Source organism: Fusibacter ferrireducens, from assembly GCF_015352425.1.
Taxonomy (GTDB): domain Bacteria; phylum Bacillota; class Clostridia; order Peptostreptococcales; family Acidaminobacteraceae; genus Fusibacter_A; species Fusibacter_A ferrireducens.
Window position 1 is genome coordinate 1 of record NZ_JADKNH010000001.1, and the last position, 20,101, is coordinate 20,101.

Sequence of the window (20,101 nt, forward strand, 5' to 3'; positions counted from 1 at the left end):
CAGATAACACGTCATTTTCCTACATTCCTTCCGATGTCACAAGCCTTGCGAGGCAAGTCTTGCGCCACTTTTACCGCTAAGGCGTTAAAAGGAAGAAACGTCGGAAACTGCGGGAACGTTAGCCAAAATAATTTATGACATAGATAATACTATTGGGAGGAAATATGGAAATATCAAAAGAATTTGGATTCAAAGCAAAGTTTAAAAAATATGATTTTAAATTTCATTCAAGTAGTTTAAGAGATTACTCTAATAAATTTGATACAATCATAAAATTCGATACGGATTGCCCCGTTTTTTTAGATGCAAATGTAATTTTGCAGATATATAAGATGTCATTAAAATCAAGAACTGAACTGATGAGCTTTTTTGATGAAAAGAAAGCGATCATTTATGTTACAAAACAAGTTGAACAAGAATTTGTCAAAAATCGAATTGGTGTTCATCAATCATATGTCAACGCAATAAAGAAAGAACTAGTTGAAGATTTTAAATCAAAAATCTTGAACTCTGCAGAAAGCTATTACAATTCTAAAAAATTATTACTTGAAGACTTTGACGATTTGAATTTAAGTATGCAAGATTTGATAACTAGTTCTGAAAAAATGTATTCACAAATGACTAACTTAGTTGAGGTACATATTAATACTATAGGTGACGTAGAATTTAACGATCCGTATTGGAATGTTATAGAAAACTTTAATTACATTGATAACTTGTCAGAAGAAGAAATAGCTATAATCAAGTCTGATTTTGATGAACTCAAAAAAAATATTGGAGATGTATCAAAAGTAAAGGATTACATAACTAAAAATAGCACATTTGTTTTCCCAGGTATCGGAGATTTAAAAGAAAAAAATGATGATCCATATGGAGATTATATAATTTATCATGAAATAATTAAATTTATGGAGACACATGCTACCGATGCATTTTTTTTAACATTCGATACTACAAAAGGCGATTGGATGGATGAAAGCAAGAAACCCCATCTTCATTATATTGAAAATGTGTTTATGAATACTAATAAGACTCTTTTTATACTAGATGCAAAGCGTGTATTTAATGATTTACTTGAAATAAATACGGACTCTCTTGTAGAAAATAGGAAATTAAGTAATGATATTTATTTTAAAGTGAAATTTGATGAGTTTTATTTAGATATATCAAATGCAATTAGTTCAGCATGTATTGAATATGGTATTGCAATTGACTATTTTGACAACCCAGATTTATTGTATGCAGTTGAAGAACTAAACAAAAATGGTTTGGTTTATGAAAATTTAGTTTTAGATATCCATGAAATTTTAGTTTATAAAAAAGTAATCGATGACGATACTAGTGATTTGTCTATTTACAATATAAGTTCAAGGAAAAGAATATTAGATAAAATGGAAGTGTTTTTGGATGATATTCCAAACGAACTTTAACAATAAATTACTTCGGCTAACACGTCATTTCCCTACATTCCTTCCGATGTCACAAGTCTTGCGAGGCAAGTCTTGCGCCACTTTTTCCGCTAAGGCGTTAAAAGGAAGGAACGTCGGAAACTGCGGGAACGTTAGGCGAAATCTTGTTCTAAATGACGAAAGACAGAGGGAAATATGATTCAACATATTATAAAAGAGAAAAAGAAAATGTGGATTATTATTGCATATATTATAGTATCAGCATTAATTTATGGTCTATTTTTCAACAAATTTTCTGAAATTGAATTTCTTACAGTATTTGTATTCTTTTCAGTTGGTATGGGTATTAAATTTCTCCTGGTTTTTTTGCCATTTATTGTAATTGAAGATAAAATTGCATGTCGTCCCAAATGGTCAAGGAAGCTATTGAGACTATGTGCGTTGCTTTTAACATCTTTGGCATATATATGGTTATTAGATTCAATAATTTTGTACTGTAACTATTTTATACTGTGGCTTGCATTTGGAAAAAAGAGTTTAATGAAGAACTAAATTAAATTGAAAATAGAGAACAAGACATCGCCTAAACCAGCTAATCGTTGTCAAGTATCTGATGAAAAAAATATTTGATCACGCAAAAATTGCATGCCAAATAAGCCTATATAAAATAGGCGAAAAAAGGTAAAATATAGTTATGTTAATATCTAAATTCAGTTTCTGAACTCAGTATACCAAAGATGATTCTAAGAAGTTTCGCTGAGCAGGCAGTTAAAGCTACCCTTGATGGTTTTCCTGATTCAAGAAGCTTGTCGTAAAAAGCTCTGAGTTCTTTATTTGCATAACCATTAGAACGCTTGCTAATGCCGGCACATACTGCTTGATACAAAGCCTTTCTAAGATACGGAGAACCTCGTTTCGAGATTTTATTATTCTTAGCAGTATATTTACCAGATTGAAAAACAGCTGGATCAAGACCCGCGTAAGCCGTTAACTGTTTTTTCGAATGAAAGCGGTGTATATCACCAATTTCAGATAAAATCACAGAGGCTGTCACTTCGCCTACACCGGGGATGGAGAGGAGAAGTTTATAACAAGGAGAGAGCTTTGCTAAATCGCGCATTTGAGCACGAATATCATCCAATGTTTGTTGCATGTGAAGGATTAGATCCACATAATACGCAAGAATTGGTTGCTGTGCCGAAGGTGTGTAAAGGCTTTCTTCGACAGTCCTTTTGATCAAATTGGCTTTATTAAGATGCCACTCGCTACTTTTTTTAGCAGAATGAAAAGCCAGCGAAAGTTCTTCTAGACTTGCTGTTCGAATGAGATGTGGTGTTGGGTAAGCTTTAAGAAAATTGAGTGCAGTTTTACTTCGAACACTTGAAAACATCTTGTTAAAGTCTGGGTAGACTAAATCAACAACTGCATGGAGTCTGACGACGAGCTCTTGATAAGTCGTATTAAAACCATTGTACTGACGTGCAAGAAATTTAAGATTTGCATACACAGTTTCATCAGGGACATAGGGTTTAAGTTTCTGATTATAAAACACAGTTGCAATTCTCATGGTATCAACAGGGTCGGTCTTGATTTTACGTAAAGATTTGGATTTGATTTGACTCGTGGTCAACGGATTAAGAACAAAAATATCATAGCCATGGTCGTAAAAATAAGCTGTAAGTGGCTTAGAATAGTTACCAGTGGCCTCCATAACCACGGTAGGTTGAATGCCATGTTGCTGTTTAAAAGTGTTTAACCAAAGGTCGATTTGATCAAGTTCACTTACAGAATGGTTGAAAACAAATGGTTTTTTAACGCAAACGTTACGATCAGAAAAGATAGCAGCTACACTTTTGGGTTTAGATACATCGATAGCGATAACGGGATTCATATAACCTCCTTGTAATACTAGGTCTAACAAATTGACGCTTCCCAGGTTCGTGCGGTGATGCAGGCTCAAAGCCCAACCAGCTTAATCGAGATAAACATGCAAATTGCTAGCATGAACAGTTTATGCGACTGGCTCATGACCTTACACGCCGAACGTTCTATGCCTAGCTTGATAGGAAATATATACCTAAAAAACACATACCACGATCAAACTGGTATGTATTAATAATACGAACACGCCGATTACCAAAATCACTCTGATGTCACAGCCCTTGCGAGGCAAGGACAGCGCCACTTCTGCCCTAAGGGTCAGAAGGAGTGACTTCGGTAATCGCGGGAACGTTAGGCGAAATAGGATAAATAAAAGAAGGACGAAAAGAAATGAAAATTAGAAATACCTGTGTTACAGGAGCGATAATATTGAACGGGAAAAATGAAATATTACTTCAACGGAGAGGTGATGACAATAATTGGTGTATTCCCGGCGGTGGAATGGAAATTGGAGAGACCGTGGAAGACGCAATTATTAGAGAGGTTTATGAAGAAACTGGACTAAAAATTAACAATATAGAATTGTTTAATGTATACTCAGGGAAAAATCAATATCATAGGTATCCAGATGGAAATGAATATTATTTTGTAAATGTAGTTTTCAAAATAAATAAGATAGATGGAGAATTGAAAATTGATGACAATGAAACTAAGGAATTGAAATACTTTGAGTTACATAAATTGCCGAGTAACATTTCACTTACAAACATCCCGATTTTGAAAGATTTAAAAGCGAAATGGGAAAATCTTAAACAAAATCCTACAGCGTCTAACACGCCGATTACCTAAATCACTCTGATGACACAGCCCTTGCGATGCAAGGACAGCGCCACTTTTCCTAAGGGAAAAGGAGTGACTTCGGTAATCGCGGGAACGTTATCTGAAACCCTTTCTTCAAAAATATAAAAATTGGGAGTATTTCAAATGGATATGACTTCAAAACGGTTTATTCAAGCACTACAGGACCATAATTTAGATGAAATAAAAAGAGTTCCGAAATCTGATCTACATAATCATTTCGTATTAGGTGGAGATAGAAAATTCATAAAAGAAAAGACTGGAATAGATATAAATCCATACAAAGGGATTATGTGTTCAATGGATGAAATGCACAAGTGGGTTGAAGTAAATATGGGAGAGAAATTTAATTGCCTTGAAATGAGACAATTACTTGTTGACGCAACTATTATTCAAGCAGCTAAAGATGGAATACATATATTAGAGATTGGTGAAGATGTATGGGGATTAGATGAATATTTTCAGAGTAATATAAAAATGCTGATTGATAGTTTTAAACAATCGCAAATGAAATATGGAGAACAAATTGAGTTACGACTACAAATTGGTATGTCACGTCATTGTAGTATAAAGTATCTTGAAAAATGTTTAGAACCATTCTGGGATGAAAAATCATTCTATTCGATAGATTTATATGGAGATGAGAAATATCAACCGATAGAAAATTTTAAGGGAATATATCAAAAAGCAAGATCTCAAGGATTGAAACTCAAAGCACATGTTGGAGAATGGGGAAGTGCTTCTGATGTAAGAACAGCAATTGAAATATTGGAACTAGATGAAGTGCAACATGGAATAAGTGCAGTAAAGTCAAAAGAAGTAATAAAATATCTAAGAGAAAATAAAATTAGGCTTAATATTACTCCAACAAGTAATGTTGTTTTAGGCAGAGTGGAAAACTTCAAAAAACATCCTATAGGGGAACTGTATAATTCAGGGATAGATGTCACTATAAATTCAGATGATATACTCATTTTTGACAGCGATGTAAGTAAAGAATACTTAAGATTATATGAAAGTGGAGTATTATCAGCAGATGACTTAGATGATATAAGAAGAAATGGATTAAGATAAATGGCTAAAATAAAAGAAGGAAGAAAGGGCATCAGATAACACGACTATTACCTAAACCACTCTGCTGTCACAGCCCTTGCGAGGCAAGGACAGTGCCACTTATGCCCTAAGGGTCAAAAGAGAGTGACTTCGGTAATAGCGGGAACGTTAGCTGAAAGAATTAAAAGGAGGGGATTTCAATAAAAATAATATTTTGGAACATTAATGGAAAAAGAATTGAAAATATATTATCTGAACTTTGTATTCGTGAACTACCTGATATTTTAATTCTTGCAGAATATTCGTCAATAGATTTGCAATATTTGTATAGAAATTTCAATATATTCAAAAAACTATATATAATTGAACAAATTGATGATAATTCAAGAACTATTTTATTCAGAAATGTAAATATAAATTTACATGTTGTGTTAGATGATGATTATTTTTCAGCTTTTAAACTAAAATTGAATAATGATGAGTTTTTATTATTGTTTAGTGTTCATTTACCAAGTCGCACGCGTATGGATAAAAGTCAAATTAATGCACATGCAAGTGTTGTTGCAGATGGAATAAAAAAAGCCACTGCTAACCATAATACTACTAAATCAATAATTATTGGTGATTTTAATATGAATCCCTTTGATGATGGGATGACTTTAGTAACTGGATTCAATGCAGTGATGTGCCCAAATATTGCAAAAAAAATTAGAAGAACATATCTAAAAAAGGATTATGACTTTTATTATAATCCAATGTGGGATATCATGGGCAAAAGTTCATCAAATGTCAAGGGAACATATTATTATACAAATACAATGGAAAGCCTGTATTGGAATACATTTGATCAAGTGTTATTTAGTGGTAGTTTGTTAAGCGATATAATTATCAACGAAATAAAAGTAATTGATCATTTAGGAGATACAAGTTTAACTACGGCTTTGAGCAATAAACCAAATTTCAAAGTGTATTCAGACCATTTACCAATCAGTATAAGCTATAAGGAGGAAATTTTATGAGAAATTTGTGGAACATTTCAAACCTTGAGGCAGAAACTAAGAATTCTCCAAACAGGATATTAGAAGAACAAGCAAAACATTTTGAGAAGAGCACTAAAGATGTTCTGTACTGTAACATATCGAATTTTACTATAAAAAACGCAGTTTTCGACTCGTATAAATTAGCTACAAAATTTGCAATAGTTGCTCCGAATCTCGATAAATATACTTATGTAGTTTGTACAATTTTTTCCAATCCTGAAACTGATTATCCAGTGAGTATTAAAGAAAATGGTGATATTGGCAACGTAATTGATCAAGGAACAGAATGTCAAGATTATGATGAACTTGTTGAGGAGTTAGAACGTATACTATCCAGTGAAAAAGTAACGAATGTAATAAGAAATCTATATTCAAAAAGTAAAACTATTTAATTCCATCAGCTAACACGCCGGTTACCTAAATCACTCTGATATCACAGCCCTTGCGAGGCAAGGTCTACGCCACTTTTCCCCTAAGGGTGAAAAGGATGAACTTCGGTAATAGCGGGAACGTTAACCGAAATTCGTTTTACTATTATAGTTTTCGAAATGATAAAATAGAAGTATAAAGTATTGTAGGAGACTAAGTGATATGAGTGACGTAAAAGTTATAAATAATAGTGCTAATTCTAATAAAATATATACAGCAATATCTAATATGATTCTTAAGACAAAGGACAATATAAGATATAATTTGAATTCGTAAATGGTTGTACTATATTGGAACATTGGTAAAAAGATACGAGAAGAAGTGCTACTTGATAATAGGGCTGAATATGGACAAGAAGTTGTGAAAGAACTAAGTGATCAGCTAAGATCAGAATTTGGTAAAGGTTTCAGTAAACGTAATCTATTCAATATGATTAAATTTTATGATGTTTTCTCTAATGAGGGAATAGTGCAGACGCTGTCTGCACAATTAAGTTGGTCTCATTTTGTAGAACTAATTCGTATAGAGGATCATCTCAAAGTAGAGTTCTATGCTACTATTTCAGTGAATGAACGATGGAGTGTTCGTGTATTAAAAGAGCGCATAAACTCTATGTTGTATGAACGTACAGCATTATCTAAGAAACCAGATCAGACAATTTCTAATGATTTAGCAGAATTGATGGATAATGGGAAAATGTCCACTGATTTATTCTTAAGAGATCCATATGTTTTAGATTTTTTAGAGTTACAAGATACGTATAGTGAAAAAGACTTAGAAAATGCAATTTTGGCTGAATTGGAAAGTTTCATGTTTGAGTTTGGCCGAGAATTCACTTTTGTTGGGCGACAGCAACGAATAACAATTGGTGACAGAGATTACTATATCGATTTATTGTTCTATCATCGAAAGTTGAAAAGGTTAGTGCTAACTGAATTGAAATTAGGAGAATTTAAACCTGAGTATAAAGGGCAAGTCGAGCTATATTTAAGATGGTTAGATAAGAATGAAAAGAACGAAGGTGAAGAATCACCGATAGGAATAATATTGTGTGCTGAGAAATCTCAAGAGACAGTTGAATTATTAGAATTAGATAAAAGTGGAATTCATGTTGCACAGTATTTGACTCAATTACCACCAAAAGAGGTACTGGAAAAGAAACTTCACAAAGCAATAGAACGTGCTAAATATAGACTGAATGAGAAATAACGTAAAAAGAACTTCGGCTAACACGTCGATTACCAAAATCACTCTGATGTCACAGCCCTTGCGAGGCAAGGACAGCGCCACTTTTCCTAAGGGAAAAGGAGTGACTTTGGTAATCGCGGGAACGTTAGGCACAATAAGCAATTGAGTATTGAGTTGAAAAGGAGTATTTTGATGATTGAAAACAACATAATTTCAACTATGTCAAAGATAGAGAAACTTGAAATTGCATTAACTACTTTTAATTCTAAAAGAGCATTGTCTAATATAGATAAAGATTTAGAAATTTTGAATGTTGGCAAAAGTTCATTAATGATCGACAAAAATTCACCAAAGTCTGGTTACTATAATAGAGTTAAAGGATTTTGCGAAGAGGATATTGTTAATCTTGAAAACATACTTAATACATATAGTAAATATGAAATAGAGCCTTGTTTTGAAATAACACCAAATAACATAAGTGAGAATGTATCAAGAACCCTTAGCAAAGAAGGGTTTATAAACGTGGAGCAATTAGTTTACATGGAGTTAAAGGAATTAGAAGCAATACAAAGTGATTCCAAAATAGAGATATTTAAAGTTACAGAATCAAATGCAGAAGAATTTATCAATATAATTTTGTTATCAAATGAAGGAATGGATATAAGCCAAAAGGTAATCGAAAATAAAAAACACTATTTTTATGAGTCAAACTTTCATAATTATATAGCATATAGCAGTGGTGAAGTAGCAGGAATTGGGTCAATGTTTATCAGTGAAAATGTAGGTTACATTGCTAATGATTATACATTTGAAAAAGCTCGAGGACTGGGTTGTCAAAAAGTATTATTAGCTCATAGAATCAATGAAGCGATAAAGTTAGGCTTAGAAAGCCTTTATACGGATGTTGTATTTGGAAGCATCAGCCACAGTAATATGAAGAAGTTAGGATTCACTGACGTATATATGAGCTCGTTTTGGATGAAGTAAGTAGCTATCGCACGGTTCAATTGCTTACAATGCCTAACACAGCGGTTCCCGCCATTCGCCCGGTGGTGACGGAGTTTAATAATGTTCCGTAGTGAATGGTTGTGACATCGCTGTAGGCGTTGAAATAACTTGGGCGAACGAGCGTGAACCGCGGGAACGTTATGACGCCATAGAAGAAAAGCCAGCTAAGGCTGGCTAATTGAAAGAAATATGGAGTTCTTTACCCAAGGCATGGGCAATCTTCGACAAGAATTCAATACTAGGATTATATGAGCCATTTTCAAGGCGTGATATTGCAGATTGCTTCGTACCAATTAGATCAGCAAGATCATGCTGAGAAAGGCCTTTTTCAAGACGAAGTCTGATGAGTTCCTTCTTTATTTCATAAATAGGAGAAAGTGCATCATATTCAACTTTTATTTCTTCATCTTCCAAGAGAATTTTCTTGATATCATCATGTTTCATTTACATCATTCCTTTCAATATAATCGTACATATAAGTCAAAGCTCGTTGTATTTCCTTATCAGGAGTCTTTTGAGACTTCTTTTGAAAAGCATTTAACAGAATAATAGCATGACCATGCATAGTAAAATACTCTGTAATTATAGGTAGATTGTTTGATTCTTAATTCCCATAAATCTTTAGTACCAGCTATTTTTTTGATATGTGGCATGCCAAGTGACAGTCCAAATTCTTCGAGAAGTTCAATCTCTTTAAGAATTTTAGCAGCATCTTTCTTGGGAATGGATTTAAGAAAATCTAAAATAGGATATCTGTTATTGTAAGTATAATATTCAATAGAAAACAATATTTTATCCTCCTATCTAATTTAATTATATAACATATATGTTATATTGGCAAGTCGTAAGACAATCTTCAACGGCGCATAACAGACGGTTCCCAACATAGCTTATTGTCATAAGTTTTGCGGCAGTTAAATTAAGGAAATAATGAAGGATATTACAATAATTCATCGAATATACATAGAGAAGGCAAAACTTACGCCAATCCTCACCTAAGGGCGAGGGCAGCTACATCGGAAACTGCAGGAACGTTAGCTGAAAGTTTAATCTCATATTTGCTAGTAGAAAGGAAGTGCTTATGATATACACAAAACATATTTTATTTGATGTATTGGCAGGTTTGCTTCAGTTGTTACCTAAAATAATTGCTTTAATTGTCATTTCGAGGATGTCAGTAAATATTGGAATGGAAAGGTTAAGAAAAATAAGTATCTATACTATTACATTTACACTGATTGTCTCGATTATTTCTCCAATAGTTTTAAATATTTACGATTCTTACTCACGTGATATATTTATTGTTATTCAAAGAAGTACAGATTTCATATTTATTGTAATTTTAGGGTACTTCATTTATAACGTTATAAAATATCGAGATGGAAAGAAGTATAATTCAAATGATTGAATTGATTATTTGGGTGATTAGGAACGATTAAACCATCATATAACAGAGGATTCTCGAAAGGTTAGATGCAATTTTCATGACATGGACATAATTCTACGAAAAAAAGAAACTCAGCATTAGCAAAGTTTCAAATTAAGTCAATTTTAATTTTTTTACCAAGAGCAGAAGCTACTTTTTCAAGAAATTCTAACGAGGGATTATAGTTCCCACTTTCAAATCTTGAAATATTGGATTGTTTAGTTCCAGTCAATTTAGCTAAATCATTTTGAGTCATTTTTAAATCTAATCGAGCTTGAATAAATTCAGAAATCAGCTGATATTCCAATTCATTTTTTTCAAGTTCTTCGACAAGTTCTGGATTTTTCAATAACTCTTGTTTGGCATCATTCCATTTCATAATTTTTCACTCCTTTCGAGATAGTCATTCATATTGGAGATCGCTTTGTCAAGATCACGGGTAGGTGTCTTGTTAGATTTTTTAACAAAACCATGTAAGAGGACAAAAGTATTATCAATATAAGCAAAGTAGAAGATTCTTGAAATATCAGAACCTGATTTAATTCGTAATTCCCATAGTTTCTTATACTTGTCTCCTTCAAGCTTTGATGTATGTGGAAAACTAAGATTAGTTCAGAACGATTCAAGTAAGTCAATTTCACGATATACTTTTTGATTGATGTTTTTCTGGTAAGGACTGAATAAATTTTAAAACAGGCGTTTTACCAGAAGCATCTTGATATAATTCAATATTCCATTTTATAGTTACATTATATCATAAATGATATTAAAAAGGAATTTATTACTTACAAAGTGAACATGAAAACAACATCTAACACGTCGATTACCTAAATTACTCTGATGTCACAGCCCTTGCGAGGCAAGGGCATGTGCCACTTTTTCCGCTAAGGCGTTAAAAGGAAGGAACGTCGGAAACTGCGGGAACGTTATATGAAAGTTCGATCACATAAAGATAGTTCTAATTTGCATGGAAAAAACATCAAAAATGATGCATAATGTAATTAATAAAATTAAAGGAAATGACTCATGAATGTACATACATACCATACAAGCGGTGGTAAAGATTTAATAAGAGAGTATCTTGATGGTCTTCCAAAACGAGAAGCTGTAGAAGGATATTTCATATTAGAATCGTTAGAAGTAGAGGGTATTAGTTTTCTTGAGAAATTAAATACAAGACAGCTTGAGAGAATTATGGGAGATCAAGTATCCTAGACACAACAGAATTTTTTATGTTTTGGTTGATTCAGATTACATTTACTTTTTGCATGCATGTAAAAAGCAGAAAGGAAAAGCAGAAAAGTTTGAGTTGGAAAAAGCAAGAAATAGAATGAGTGAAATTGAATAGGAGGTGTAGATGATGCCATTCAAGAAAATAGATGTAAAAAGTACTGTGGATGAACTTAGAAAAGATAATGAGTTTAATGAGACTTATATAGAAATTGAAAAAGAGTATGAATTAATACGACAGGTTGTTGAAGCTAGAAAGCAGATTAGTATGATTCAAGAAGGTTTAGCAGAAAAAGTAGGAATCTCTCAACAGGAAATTTCAAGATTTGAAAGAGAAAAACATATTCCGAAATTATCAAGTTTCATAAGAATATTAGATGCATTAGGCTTGGAAATGAAAATTGAGAAGAAAGAATATCTGAACAACTGAATAGAAAAGATCGCACCATCATATAACAGATCATTTCCCGACATAGCTTATTATTATAAGTTTTGCGGGATTTTTTTTATGTGAATGAGGAAGGAAATTACAATTCAACATCGAATATACATTAGGAGAGACAAAAGTTACGCCAATCCTCGACATATGTGTAAATGTCCAAACATTTTTGAGCCACTTGACCATGAATTTCTGAGCCATTAATGACCACAAAAAAGTGAACCACTTGACCAAATAATTTTGGGCCACTACTCTTGAGACTTGGTTAGTCGATAGGATTCACCATTCATGTTAAGTATATGAGCATTGAAAGTGACTCGATCAATCAATGCACTTGTAAGCATTGTATCCGGGAAGAATTCATCCCATTTGGAGAACTCTAGATTTGTTGAAATGATAATACTACCTCTTTCTGAACGCTCTGAAATCACTTGAAAAAGAAGTTCAGATTGGCTCCGGTTAAACGACAGATAGGATAATTCGTCTAGTATAAGCAGCTCGATTTTACCGAGTGCCTTCATGGTTTTACCGAGATTTCCATTATTTTGAGCCTCAACAAGTTGATGAGATAGATTGGCAGCGGTAGTGAAGTATGTTCTGAATTCTTTGTTGCAAGCCTTCAAGCCTAATCCAATGGATAAGTGAGTCTTTCCTGTTCCAGGATTGCCTATCATAATGATATTTTCTTTCTTATCAACGAAATCACAGCTTGAAAGAGTGGCGATCAATCCAGGCAATACATGCTGTAGCTTGCTTTCTTCAAATGATTCAAGTGATTTCTCATATGGAAATTTCGCAGCTCTTTTCAGTCGGTTAAGTCTATTGTGACATCTAGATCTTGCTTCTTGCTCAAGAAGCATCAACAAAAATTCCTCGTGAGATTTTTGATGACTTATAGCTTCTCGAAGTGTTTGCTCGTAATCTTTAAAACTAGCCAATTTCATCGAGTTTGAAAGCAGTTGAATCCTTTGATATGTAGGTGAATGGTTCATTATTTCACCTCCCGGATCAGTCGATCATAACTTGATAGATTGGCTTGCTTAACGGTTATGACATCTTGATCCCTTAAGCCGATTTGAGATTTTATATAATTAAGCACATCTTTATTCCCGCCTGGAACTGCACTATAAGAATCCAGAATCTCGTTTGGAACAAAAGCTCGTACAGGTTGTGCATTAAAAATTGCTCTAGGTTTTCTTTCTAAGGCAGTCATGTAATGAGAAATATCATAGATTTTGTTATGTTTTGTGTAGGCTCTTTCATGAGTTGCAATCACATCTTTCTTGAAGCAAATTTCCAAAGTTGAATGATATATTTTCATTAAGACTTCTTTGCCTATGAATTCTGTTGGTACAGAATATTGATTGGTCTCATTGACCTGCCCCCAGACTATGTGCCAACTGCAATGTTAGTATCTTGCAATGTTTGAGCATATTCTGATGGGGTCAAATTATTTAATGAGCTATGTGGTCTAATGAAATTATAATCATCTTTCCACTTTGATATGATTTCCCGCGCTTCTAGAACATTTCGAAATAAATGCTGATTTAAACATTCATCTCTAAATTTTCCATTGAAACTTTCTATAAAACCATTTTGAGCAGGGCAACCTGGATCTATAAATATGTGCTGAATATTTTTATCATACACCCATTCATTCAGCGCATTACTTGTAAATTCAGGTCCATTATCAGTAAGTATTTCATTTGGTAAACCTTTGAAAAGTGCCACTTTATTTAAGAAACTTGTAACTCTAACACCTGTAATCGACGTATCTACTTCAAGAGCAAGACATTCGCGCGTGACTTCATCAATGAGTGTAAAGACTCTGAATCGTTTGCCACTCCTTGTTGAGTCGGACACAAAATCCATCGACCACCTGTAGTTAGGTTCGAAAACATTTCGTTCAGGTGTTCCACGTTTTTCATATCGCTTTCGTTTGGTTTTTTTCTTTAGTTCAAGACCTGCAGTCTTATAAAGACGATAAACACGCTTGTGATTGATTTGATATCCATCTCGTTTTAACATAGTATGAATTCGTCTATATCCAAAACGCTTGAACTTAGAACCAATTCCAATCATTTTTTCAATGACGACTTCATCATCATGGTTCTTCTTTTGTGAATATCTGAATGTGTTCCTAGAAAGTCCTACAAGCCTGCACGCTCTACGTTCACTAATTTTATGATCTTCTATTGCTTTATAAGCAGCTCGTTTTTTGTCGGCAGGCCTAATTAGTTTTTTGAGATAATGTCTTTCAATACTTTATTATCTAGACTTAAATCTGCAACGATTTCTTTCAATCTACGATTTTCTTCCTCAAGCTGTTTTAATTTCTTTGCATCTTGAATTTCCATATCACCGTATTTGCTTTTCCAACGATAAAAGGTTTGTTCCGAAATATTGTATTCTCGTACAATATCAGACGCCTTTTGCCCAGCCTCATGAGCTTTGAGTATTTTTATTATTTGCTCTTCTGTAAAACGTTTTTTCATAGTTCGATCTCCTTTTCTTGATTTTATCACATCGAACTAACATTTACAGTGGTACTATTTTAGGGGAGCAGGTCAAAATGACAAACATATTAGTTGATACAGGTTCAGCAGGAACGATATTTAAAACTGAGATATTAGAAGAGATAGGAATTAGACAAGAACCAAGTGATCCACTAGAAGTTATAAGAGGTGTTGGGGGTAGCGAGTTTGTTTTTATAAAGATAATAGAGGAAATCGAAATAGATGGAATGAAAGTGAATGATTTTCAAGTAGAAGTTGGAGCAATGGATTATGGTATTGAGATGGACGGCATAATTGGCTTGGATATATTAATGAAATTAGGTGTAAAAATTGATTTAGGTGAATTAAAAATATTTTAACCGTTCATCACATAACACGCCGATTACCTAAATCACTCTGGTGACACAGCCCTTGCGAGGCAAGGATAGCGCCACTTTTTCCTAAGGGAAAAAGGAGTGACTTCGGAAATCCCCGAAACGCTATATGAGAATCCTTCACTGGCCCAATAAACAAACAAGGACATTGTAATTGAAAAAATAAACTAACATCAATGACACCATTTAAGGTGTTTTTTTGTTGATGCTAGACTACATCAAAATTTGATTCGTGTTGAATGTGATGTTATTCAATGAACGATATTTACAAAAATGAATGAATAACGTATAATAAACTTATAATCGTACATTTTGAAATGGAGGAAGCATTATGAATAAAACAGAAATAGTAACTTATCGTATAGCAAAAGTCGTGGGTCTTTACTTGTTTACTACAGGTCTAGGTTTTTTCTTATCAGCACCATATTATGAAAGAATGATTTCTCATGTTAATTCTGACCCTGTTTTAATTAATCTGTCTGGAATGGTTCATTTCTTTATTGGTGGAACTATACTTGCATTAAATTTCAAGTGGAAAACGGCAATGGAGAAATTAGTTTTGATTTTAGGAATTATGTATTTTTCAAAAGGATTTTTCATTATTGCCTTACCTGAGTTGACTCTACAGTCAGGCAATAATGCAGCGCAAGTTCCTGATGTGCTATCATATATCTGGATGACAATAGGGCTAGTTATCTTTTATTTTGCCTTTAGAGGAGAAAAGAATGAGAAAAAACAAGAGATTAAAAATTAAGGAATCTGCATATGAACTATTTGGGAAATACAGTCTTAGAAAAGCATCTGTAGAAGAAATTTGTAAAAACGCTAATGTTAGTAAAGGCACATTTTACAAATATTATAATGATAAGTATGAGCTAGTTGTAGATATATTAAACGAGTTAAATGACAGCAGTGTCAATAAATTTAATGAACTAATTGGGAGTAATACTAAATTCGAGGAAATCATAAATCTAATTTTTGCTGAGAAATCAAAGTTTGTTAACTCATTTTCCACTGACTTTATTAATGAGATCTACTCTGGTAGTTTTGAGAAAATAAATGTGATGATTCAAAAGATAACTGCTAATTCAAAGAACCAACTTTACTCAGTGTATGAAAGATTGATTGAATCAAAGGAAATATATGAGCTAATTTCCTTTGATTTTTTCCTTCACTTATTGGATCAAGTTCAAAAAATGTATTCAGATGAGAAGGTAGTAGATATATATCCTGATGCAGAGATACGAATGAAAGTTGTTTTTGAAGTTTTTTTCTATGGTTTACTAAAAAGAAGTTCGCATGAATGATATCAACTAGAAATATTTATAGAACACAACGAAATTCAGTATTATTTTCGAATCGTTCAGGATCTACACATAACATGTCAATTTCCAATATGCCCTTCATTTTACATAATAAGGGGGCTTTTTCACGCTTTAGATGTTAGAATAGAGTATACGAAATAGACATAGGAGGGCACGATCGGGAACAGCAGGAACGTTAGGTGAAATTTTAATCAAAAAAAGAACCATTCAGAAGAATGGTCAGTTACGAGTAATGGTACCTAAATAATCTTTTATAGCTACTTGAAGTAATTGAGAAAAATTCACATTATTTTCAACGGCGACGTCATTAAACCATTTTGGAATTGTCAGAGTTTTTTTGATGGCTTTGTTTTGCATATAGTCTCTGACTGGTTTCATTAATACGTCTATCAAAACTACAGATTCGTTATCCTCAATAGTAATTTCACGAATGTGAGATGGAGGAGGAATTGGGACAGAATCATCTTCTAAACCAAAATGTGGAGTTCAAGAGCTTCCTTTGCATTTGTGACTGCTTCTAGCTCATCATCGCCATATGAAAAGCAGCCAGGTAAGTCAGGGAATTCAACAGATATACCATCATCTGTAAAATGAAAAACCGCAGGAAATATATAACGATCAGTCAACATAATACACCTTCTTTCATTAAATCATTAAAAGGTAGGGAGCCATCCTATCCTTTAATACCAGCTTAATTAAGAATACTCTCAAAGGTTTTTCGAGGTAAATCATTTTTAAGATGTGTAACAGTAACAGTAATAGTAATAGTACCACTTTTAGTTGGATGTTTTAATTGATGATGAGAACCATTGATTCTTATCACATACCAACCATCTGAAGTTAAAAGTTTAAGAAGCTCCCTTGAGTTGTAAGAACGTTGATTCATAGCTCCTCCAATTTGGTTATTGAACATCAAATCCTAATGGAAAGAAACAACGCTATATACGTATGTTATACACGTATATACCAATTGTATCAAGAAAGATTAAAACTTCGCCTAACACGATAATTTCCTACAGTCCTTCCGATATCACAGTCCTTGCGAGGCAAGGACAGCGCCACTTTTCCCTAAGGAAAAAGGAGTGACTTCGGTAATCTCGGGAACGTTATACGCCATTGAAGAAAAGCCAGCTAAGGCTAGCTAATTAAAAGAAATATGAAGTTTTTTACCTAAAGCATGTGCAATTTTGGACAAGAATTCTACACTAGGATTATAAGAACCATTTTCAAGTCTAGATATTGCAGAGTGTTTTGTGTCAATTAATTCAGCAAGATCTTGTTGAGATAAACCTTGTTCTAACCGAAGTCGGATCTATTCTTTCTTTATATCATAAATAGGGGATAATGCATCATATTCATTTTTGATTTCTTCATCTTGAAATAGAAGTTGTTTGACTTCATCATGTTTCATTATGATCGCTCCTTTCAATATAATCGAACATATAAGTTAAAGCGCTTGTAAGTTCTTTATCTGGTGTCTTTTGAGTTTTCTTTTGAAAAGTACTTAAAAGAATAATCGTTTGACTTTGCAGAGTAAAATACTCTATAACTATTAGTTGATTGTTTGAATCTCAATTCCCACAGAGCTTTAGTGTCAGTAATTTTTTTGATATGTAGCATTCCAAGAGATAATCCGAATTCTTCAAGAAGTTCAATTTCTCTAAGTATTTTAGCAAACATCCTTTTTAGGAATTGTTTTAAAAAAATCAATAACAGGACATTTTTCATTTTTAGTATAATATTCAATAGAAAAGAATATTTTAACTTCCGAATTAATTTCGTTATATAATATATATGTTATATAAGCAAGTTGTAAAACCATCTTCAACGGCGCATAACACACCGATTACCTAAACTCATCTGATGTCATGGAATACGCAGAGAAATTTTTTTATTTTCTAGACTGGAAGGAGATAACAATTAAGTGTCGAATTACATATACTATAGATGGCATATTTCATGCCACTTTTGCCCTAAGGGTCAAAAGGAGTAACTTCGGTAAGTGCGGGAACGTTAGATGAAATATGATGAAAGTAGATAATATTTCATCGAAAGAAAATATAGTAATAATGATTAGATTATAAAAGTTTTTAGTGTAATTAAACAAGTATTATAAATAACGGAGGGGAAAATGATAAATGGCTTTCACTGTATAAACATCTCAACGAAACAACCTGAGGGGTTAGTAAAATTTTATAATGAGAAATTAAACGTACCGATTATCGAATTTGATGAGAACTATGATGGTGTATCATTAGGCTTCATAAAAGATGCTCCTGTAATTGTTATATGGGATGAAAACAAATGGGGGAAATCAAATGAAGGCACAGTTAACTTAGTATTTAGATGTGATAATATTGATAAAACATATTTAGAACTAAAAGAGAAAGGTGTATTGGTAGATCCACCCCAAATAGCATCATGGGGAGGTAAAGAATTACCTTTAAAAGATATTGATGGTAACAAAGTGTTAATTCTAGAATAGTAAAGTAAGATAAGTGATGTTTTATGAATAACAAAAGTTTATGACATCATACATCATCTAACACACTGATTAACTAAATCGCCTTGATGTTATCGCCCTTGCGAGGCAAGTGCTTCGCCACTTTTGTCCTAAGGGTCAAAAGGAACGACATCAGTAATCGCGGGAACGTTATACGTCATTCAATTTATAAGGACAATATTTATGAAAAGAATAATTTTAGTAACAATCGGGCTATTAATATCTTCATGCTTGATATTTGTTTTTTACAAACCATTAGAAAATACAGAGAATATACCAAATGATGTGTTAGATTACATAGACGCATATGGATATAGAATTGTAGGATACGATGAAGAGAGAACGTGGCATCTTACAAAAGAAAATCTAAAGATAACGTATTTTGAAACATTTCATTTAATGGGATTAGACATAAGAGATTATCTAGGAAAGGATTTAATCCTTAACTTTGTATATGTGACTAATCATCCGTTTGACAATGATTTTGATAGATTGAAAAGAACTATAAAATATGGATTTAAAACAGGTTTTCCGAATAAAACTAAAATTGTTGTAGTTAAGTTAGAAAACAATATTATCGGATCATATAGTCTAGATGTCCAAACAAGGGATAAACTCTTAGGTAATATAATGGGTGACATACATGGAAGGCGTATTGAAGAACTAATTGGAAAAGAGAGCAATGAAGTTTTAGAAGACATAATGATTGAAAGAGATAATATATTAATAAATTGAACGACGTATAACACGTCATTTTCCTATATTCCTTCCGATAACACGGTTCTTGCGAGGCAAGCGCCGCGCCATTTCTGCACAAAGAAAACCACCGGTTCTACCGGTGGTTCTAAAGAGCTTTAGCTTTGAGTCAAAAAACACCTCCTTCTGATAAAATAATAATGGTTCGCCAACCATATTAGCTCAGAAGGAGGATCCGAAATGGATAAGAATAGTTTAGCACATACTCATTGGAATTGTAAATATCACGTGGTGTTTGCACCAAAGTATAGCATTTCAAGTGTGATGGGATACTTAAAAGGGAAAAGTGCCTTGATGATATTTGATTGTCATGCAAACTTGAAATATAAGTATGGAAATCGCCGCTTTTGGTGTCGAGGCTACTATGTAGATACAGTTGGACGAAATGAAAAAGCGATAAGAGAATAGGTAAAAAATCAATTACAAGAAGATATCGCAAATGATCAAATAAGTATTCAAGAATACATTGACCCGTTTACGGGTAAGCAAGTCGAAGAGGGCAAAAAAAATAAGAAGCTGCTTTAGCAGCAGCCAGTAAGCGCAAGCAGTTGGCGAACTGATTCAATGAGCCTTAAGGCTCAAGCGAGTAACATGCCCTTATAGGGCTGAGCAAACTACTCGCTAAGGTGTTAAAAGGAAGGAACGTCGGAAACTGCGGGAACGTTA

Annotated in this window: 29 protein-coding genes and 2 pseudogenes; 17 read left to right on the forward strand and 14 right to left on the reverse strand. The window is 33.2% G+C overall.

What is annotated here, in order from left to right:
* Positions 1–164 precede the first annotated feature (164 nt).
* The gene (locus tag ISU02_RS00005) at positions 165–1,430 is read left to right on the forward strand and encodes a PIN-like domain-containing protein (protein WP_194699733.1); all 1,266 of its coding nucleotides are present in this window, start codon (positions 165–167) and stop codon (positions 1,428–1,430) included.
* Between the two features lie 676 nt (positions 1,431–2,106).
* Here ISU02_RS00005 and ISU02_RS00010 read toward each other — a convergent pair.
* The gene (locus ISU02_RS00010; RefSeq protein ID WP_194699734.1) at positions 2,107–3,300 is read right to left on the reverse strand and encodes an IS110 family RNA-guided transposase; all 1,194 of its coding nucleotides are present in this window, start codon (positions 3,298–3,300) and stop codon (positions 2,107–2,109) included.
* Between the two features lie 380 nt (positions 3,301–3,680).
* Here ISU02_RS00010 and ISU02_RS00015 point away from each other — a divergent pair, with 380 nt between their 5' ends.
* The 6 genes from ISU02_RS00015 (at position 3,681) to ISU02_RS00040 (ending at position 8,845) form a co-directional block, all read left to right on the forward strand.
* Positions 3,681–4,139, forward strand: a complete 459-nt coding sequence (locus tag ISU02_RS00015) for an NUDIX hydrolase (protein ID WP_194699735.1) — start codon at positions 3,681–3,683, stop codon at positions 4,137–4,139.
* A gap of 135 nt (positions 4,140–4,274) precedes the next feature.
* Complete coding sequence (locus ISU02_RS00020; RefSeq protein WP_194699736.1) at positions 4,275–5,222, forward strand: amidohydrolase family protein; 948 nt, start codon at positions 4,275–4,277, stop codon at positions 5,220–5,222.
* Between the two features lie 503 nt (positions 5,223–5,725).
* Positions 5,726–6,220, forward strand: a complete 495-nt coding sequence (locus ISU02_RS00025; protein ID WP_207736128.1) for a hypothetical protein — start codon at positions 5,726–5,728, stop codon at positions 6,218–6,220.
* Positions 6,217–6,633: a hypothetical protein gene (locus ISU02_RS00030; RefSeq protein WP_194699738.1), complete on the forward strand. Its 417-nt coding sequence runs from the start codon at positions 6,217–6,219 to the stop codon at positions 6,631–6,633. Before ISU02_RS00025 ends, ISU02_RS00030 begins: the two co-directional genes overlap by 4 nt.
* Positions 6,634–6,946: 313 nt before the next feature.
* Positions 6,947–7,879, forward strand: coding sequence for a PDDEXK nuclease domain-containing protein (locus ISU02_RS00035; RefSeq protein WP_207736129.1), 933 nt, complete (start codon positions 6,947–6,949; stop codon positions 7,877–7,879).
* Between the two features lie 171 nt (positions 7,880–8,050).
* Entirely contained in the window at positions 8,051–8,845 is a 795-nt protein-coding gene (locus tag ISU02_RS00040; RefSeq protein ID WP_194699739.1) for a GNAT family N-acetyltransferase, read from the forward strand.
* A 195-nt stretch (positions 8,846–9,040) separates the two neighbouring features.
* On the opposite strand, the gene ISU02_RS00045 is transcribed toward ISU02_RS00040, so the two are convergent.
* Genes ISU02_RS00045 through ISU02_RS00050 form a run of 3 tightly spaced genes read right to left on the reverse strand, consistent with a single transcriptional unit; the run spans position 9,041 to position 9,654 of the window.
* Positions 9,041–9,310 carry a helix-turn-helix transcriptional regulator gene (locus tag ISU02_RS00045; RefSeq protein ID WP_194699740.1) on the reverse strand — a complete coding sequence of 90 codons (270 nt, stop codon included), beginning with the start codon at positions 9,308–9,310 and terminating at the stop codon, positions 9,041–9,043.
* Positions 9,300–9,431 carry a type II toxin-antitoxin system RelE/ParE family toxin gene (locus ISU02_RS24060; protein WP_267459407.1) on the reverse strand — a complete coding sequence of 44 codons (132 nt, stop codon included), beginning with the start codon at positions 9,429–9,431 and terminating at the stop codon, positions 9,300–9,302. The genes ISU02_RS00045 and ISU02_RS24060 overlap by 11 nt, the downstream gene beginning before the upstream one ends.
* A complete protein-coding gene (locus ISU02_RS00050; protein ID WP_267459408.1) occupies positions 9,370–9,654 on the reverse strand; it encodes a type II toxin-antitoxin system RelE/ParE family toxin in 285 nt (94 codons plus the stop codon). Before ISU02_RS00050 ends, ISU02_RS24060 begins: the two co-directional genes overlap by 62 nt.
* 293 nt (positions 9,655–9,947) lie before the next feature.
* On the opposite strand from ISU02_RS00050, the gene ISU02_RS00055 reads away from it, so the two are divergent.
* Positions 9,948–10,274, forward strand: a complete 327-nt coding sequence (locus tag ISU02_RS00055) for a hypothetical protein (protein ID WP_194699741.1) — start codon at positions 9,948–9,950, stop codon at positions 10,272–10,274.
* Positions 10,275–10,401: 127 nt separating this feature from the next.
* Here ISU02_RS00055 and ISU02_RS00060 read toward each other — a convergent pair whose 3' ends face one another.
* The gene (locus tag ISU02_RS00060; RefSeq protein WP_194699742.1) at positions 10,402–10,671 is read right to left on the reverse strand and encodes a helix-turn-helix domain-containing protein; all 270 of its coding nucleotides are present in this window, start codon (positions 10,669–10,671) and stop codon (positions 10,402–10,404) included.
* A pseudogene (locus ISU02_RS23795) lies at positions 10,668–10,838 on the reverse strand (type II toxin-antitoxin system RelE/ParE family toxin); the annotation flags it as partial. The gene ISU02_RS00060 and the pseudogene ISU02_RS23795, both read right to left, overlap by 4 nt.
* 480 nt (positions 10,839–11,318) lie before the next feature.
* Here ISU02_RS23795 and ISU02_RS24205 point away from each other — a divergent pair.
* Genes ISU02_RS24205 through ISU02_RS00075 form a run of 3 tightly spaced genes read left to right on the forward strand, consistent with a single transcriptional unit; the run spans position 11,319 to position 11,952 of the window.
* Entirely contained in the window at positions 11,319–11,507 is a 189-nt protein-coding gene (locus tag ISU02_RS24205; RefSeq protein ID WP_323984992.1) for a hypothetical protein, read from the forward strand.
* A 22-nt stretch (positions 11,508–11,529) separates the two neighbouring features.
* Positions 11,530–11,640 carry a hypothetical protein gene (locus tag ISU02_RS24210; protein ID WP_323984993.1) on the forward strand — a complete coding sequence of 37 codons (111 nt, stop codon included), beginning with the start codon at positions 11,530–11,532 and terminating at the stop codon, positions 11,638–11,640.
* A gap of 9 nt (positions 11,641–11,649) precedes the next feature.
* Positions 11,650–11,952 (forward strand): helix-turn-helix domain-containing protein, encoded by a 303-nt coding sequence (locus tag ISU02_RS00075; protein WP_194699743.1) that lies wholly within the window; start codon positions 11,650–11,652, stop codon positions 11,950–11,952.
* A gap of 257 nt (positions 11,953–12,209) precedes the next feature.
* Here the strand turns inward: ISU02_RS00075 and istB are convergent, their stop codons facing one another.
* The 3 genes from istB to ISU02_RS00090 form a co-directional block, all read right to left on the reverse strand.
* Positions 12,210–12,953: an IS21-like element helper ATPase IstB gene (gene istB / locus ISU02_RS00080; protein ID WP_194699744.1), complete on the reverse strand. Its 744-nt coding sequence runs from the start codon at positions 12,951–12,953 to the stop codon at positions 12,210–12,212.
* Positions 12,953–13,354: a Mu transposase domain-containing protein gene (locus tag ISU02_RS00085; RefSeq protein WP_407646401.1), complete on the reverse strand. Its 402-nt coding sequence runs from the start codon at positions 13,352–13,354 to the stop codon at positions 12,953–12,955. Before ISU02_RS00085 ends, istB begins: the two co-directional genes overlap by 1 nt.
* Positions 13,351–14,456 (reverse strand): IS3 family transposase gene (locus tag ISU02_RS00090; protein WP_194699746.1). Its coding sequence is split into 2 segments (ribosomal slippage): positions 13,351–14,207 and positions 14,207–14,456, totalling 1,107 coding nucleotides; the frame shifts between segments, so codons are not numbered across the junction. Before ISU02_RS00090 ends, ISU02_RS00085 begins: the two co-directional genes overlap by 4 nt.
* Positions 14,457–14,473: 17 nt before the next feature.
* On the opposite strand from ISU02_RS00090, the gene ISU02_RS00095 reads away from it, so the two are divergent.
* The 3 genes from ISU02_RS00095 (at position 14,474) to ISU02_RS00105 (ending at position 16,158) form a co-directional block, all read left to right on the forward strand.
* Complete coding sequence (locus ISU02_RS00095; RefSeq protein ID WP_228727689.1) at positions 14,474–14,836, forward strand: retropepsin-like aspartic protease; 363 nt, start codon at positions 14,474–14,476, stop codon at positions 14,834–14,836.
* 346 nt (positions 14,837–15,182) lie between these two features.
* Positions 15,183–15,605: a hypothetical protein gene (locus ISU02_RS00100; protein WP_194699748.1), complete on the forward strand. Its 423-nt coding sequence runs from the start codon at positions 15,183–15,185 to the stop codon at positions 15,603–15,605.
* The gene (locus ISU02_RS00105; protein WP_194699749.1) at positions 15,577–16,158 is read left to right on the forward strand and encodes a TetR/AcrR family transcriptional regulator; all 582 of its coding nucleotides are present in this window, start codon (positions 15,577–15,579) and stop codon (positions 16,156–16,158) included. The genes ISU02_RS00100 and ISU02_RS00105 overlap by 29 nt, the downstream gene beginning before the upstream one ends.
* Positions 16,159–16,643: 485 nt before the next feature.
* On the opposite strand, the gene ISU02_RS24215 is transcribed toward ISU02_RS00105, so the two are convergent.
* The 5 genes from ISU02_RS24215 to ISU02_RS24225 all read right to left on the reverse strand — a co-directional run bounded on the left by ISU02_RS24215 (position 16,644) and on the right by ISU02_RS24225 (position 17,904).
* A complete protein-coding gene (locus ISU02_RS24215) occupies positions 16,644–16,805 on the reverse strand; it encodes a type II toxin-antitoxin system HicB family antitoxin (RefSeq protein WP_323984994.1) in 162 nt (53 codons plus the stop codon).
* A 62-nt stretch (positions 16,806–16,867) separates the two neighbouring features.
* On the reverse strand, positions 16,868–17,062 hold the full coding sequence (locus tag ISU02_RS00115) for a type II toxin-antitoxin system HicA family toxin (RefSeq protein ID WP_194699750.1): 195 nt from the start codon (positions 17,060–17,062) through the stop codon (positions 16,868–16,870).
* A gap of 255 nt (positions 17,063–17,317) precedes the next feature.
* The gene (locus ISU02_RS24220) at positions 17,318–17,488 is read right to left on the reverse strand and encodes a helix-turn-helix transcriptional regulator (RefSeq protein ID WP_323984998.1); all 171 of its coding nucleotides are present in this window, start codon (positions 17,486–17,488) and stop codon (positions 17,318–17,320) included.
* Positions 17,489–17,576: 88 nt separating this feature from the next.
* Entirely contained in the window at positions 17,577–17,693 is a 117-nt protein-coding gene (locus ISU02_RS24065; protein ID WP_323984999.1) for a type II toxin-antitoxin system RelE/ParE family toxin, read from the reverse strand.
* Positions 17,644–17,904 (reverse strand): type II toxin-antitoxin system RelE/ParE family toxin, encoded by a 261-nt coding sequence (locus tag ISU02_RS24225; RefSeq protein WP_323984995.1) that lies wholly within the window; start codon positions 17,902–17,904, stop codon positions 17,644–17,646. The genes ISU02_RS24065 and ISU02_RS24225 overlap by 50 nt, the downstream gene beginning before the upstream one ends.
* A 403-nt stretch (positions 17,905–18,307) precedes the next feature.
* Between ISU02_RS24225 and ISU02_RS00130 the strand changes: the two genes are divergently transcribed.
* From ISU02_RS00130 to ISU02_RS00140, 3 genes and pseudogenes are all read left to right on the forward strand, one after another.
* The gene (locus ISU02_RS00130) at positions 18,308–18,661 is read left to right on the forward strand and encodes a VOC family protein (RefSeq protein WP_194699751.1); all 354 of its coding nucleotides are present in this window, start codon (positions 18,308–18,310) and stop codon (positions 18,659–18,661) included.
* Between the two features lie 201 nt (positions 18,662–18,862).
* Positions 18,863–19,414: a hypothetical protein gene (locus ISU02_RS00135; RefSeq protein ID WP_194699752.1), complete on the forward strand. Its 552-nt coding sequence runs from the start codon at positions 18,863–18,865 to the stop codon at positions 19,412–19,414.
* A 201-nt stretch (positions 19,415–19,615) separates the two neighbouring features.
* Positions 19,616–19,960 (forward strand): annotated as a pseudogene (locus tag ISU02_RS00140) (transposase).
* The last annotated feature ends 141 nt before the right edge of the window (positions 19,961–20,101 follow it).

Bases quoted from the DNA above. Each gene is read 5' to 3' on its own strand.
- ISU02_RS00005 (WP_194699733.1), top strand. From the start codon at position 165: ATGGAAATATCAAAAGAATTTGGATTCAAAGCAAAGTTTAAAAAATAT.
- ISU02_RS00010 (WP_194699734.1), bottom strand. From the start codon at position 3,300: ATGAATCCCGTTATCGCTATCGATGTATCTAAACCCAAAAGTGTAGCT.
- ISU02_RS00015 (WP_194699735.1), top strand. From the start codon at position 3,681: ATGAAAATTAGAAATACCTGTGTTACAGGAGCGATAATATTGAACGGG.
- ISU02_RS00020 (WP_194699736.1), top strand. From the start codon at position 4,275: ATGGATATGACTTCAAAACGGTTTATTCAAGCACTACAGGACCATAAT.
- ISU02_RS00025 (WP_207736128.1), top strand. From the start codon at position 5,726: ATGGATAAAAGTCAAATTAATGCACATGCAAGTGTTGTTGCAGATGGA.
- ISU02_RS00030 (WP_194699738.1), top strand. From the start codon at position 6,217: ATGAGAAATTTGTGGAACATTTCAAACCTTGAGGCAGAAACTAAGAAT.
- ISU02_RS00035 (WP_207736129.1), top strand. From the start codon at position 6,947: ATGGTTGTACTATATTGGAACATTGGTAAAAAGATACGAGAAGAAGTG.
- ISU02_RS00040 (WP_194699739.1), top strand. From the start codon at position 8,051: ATGATTGAAAACAACATAATTTCAACTATGTCAAAGATAGAGAAACTT.
- ISU02_RS00045 (WP_194699740.1), bottom strand. From the start codon at position 9,310: ATGAAACATGATGATATCAAGAAAATTCTCTTGGAAGATGAAGAAATA.
- ISU02_RS24060 (WP_267459407.1), bottom strand. From the start codon at position 9,431: ATGCATGGTCATGCTATTATTCTGTTAAATGCTTTTCAAAAGAAGTCT.
- ISU02_RS00055 (WP_194699741.1), top strand. From the start codon at position 9,948: ATGATATACACAAAACATATTTTATTTGATGTATTGGCAGGTTTGCTT.
- ISU02_RS00060 (WP_194699742.1), bottom strand. From the start codon at position 10,671: ATGAAATGGAATGATGCCAAACAAGAGTTATTGAAAAATCCAGAACTT.
- ISU02_RS24205 (WP_323984992.1), top strand. From the start codon at position 11,319: ATGAATGTACATACATACCATACAAGCGGTGGTAAAGATTTAATAAGA.
- ISU02_RS00075 (WP_194699743.1), top strand. From the start codon at position 11,650: ATGATGCCATTCAAGAAAATAGATGTAAAAAGTACTGTGGATGAACTT.
- istB (WP_194699744.1), bottom strand. From the start codon at position 12,953: ATGAACCATTCACCTACATATCAAAGGATTCAACTGCTTTCAAACTCG.
- ISU02_RS00100 (WP_194699748.1), top strand. From the start codon at position 15,183: ATGAATAAAACAGAAATAGTAACTTATCGTATAGCAAAAGTCGTGGGT.
- ISU02_RS00105 (WP_194699749.1), top strand. From the start codon at position 15,577: ATGAGAAAAAACAAGAGATTAAAAATTAAGGAATCTGCATATGAACTA.
- ISU02_RS24215 (WP_323984994.1), bottom strand. From the start codon at position 16,805: ATGTTGACTGATCGTTATATATTTCCTGCGGTTTTTCATTTTACAGAT.
- ISU02_RS00115 (WP_194699750.1), bottom strand. From the start codon at position 17,062: ATGAATCAACGTTCTTACAACTCAAGGGAGCTTCTTAAACTTTTAACT.
- ISU02_RS24225 (WP_323984995.1), bottom strand. From the start codon at position 17,904: ATGAAAAATGTCCTGTTATTGATTTTTTTAAAACAATTCCTAAAAAGG.
- ISU02_RS00130 (WP_194699751.1), top strand. From the start codon at position 18,308: ATGATAAATGGCTTTCACTGTATAAACATCTCAACGAAACAACCTGAG.
- ISU02_RS00135 (WP_194699752.1), top strand. From the start codon at position 18,863: ATGAAAAGAATAATTTTAGTAACAATCGGGCTATTAATATCTTCATGC.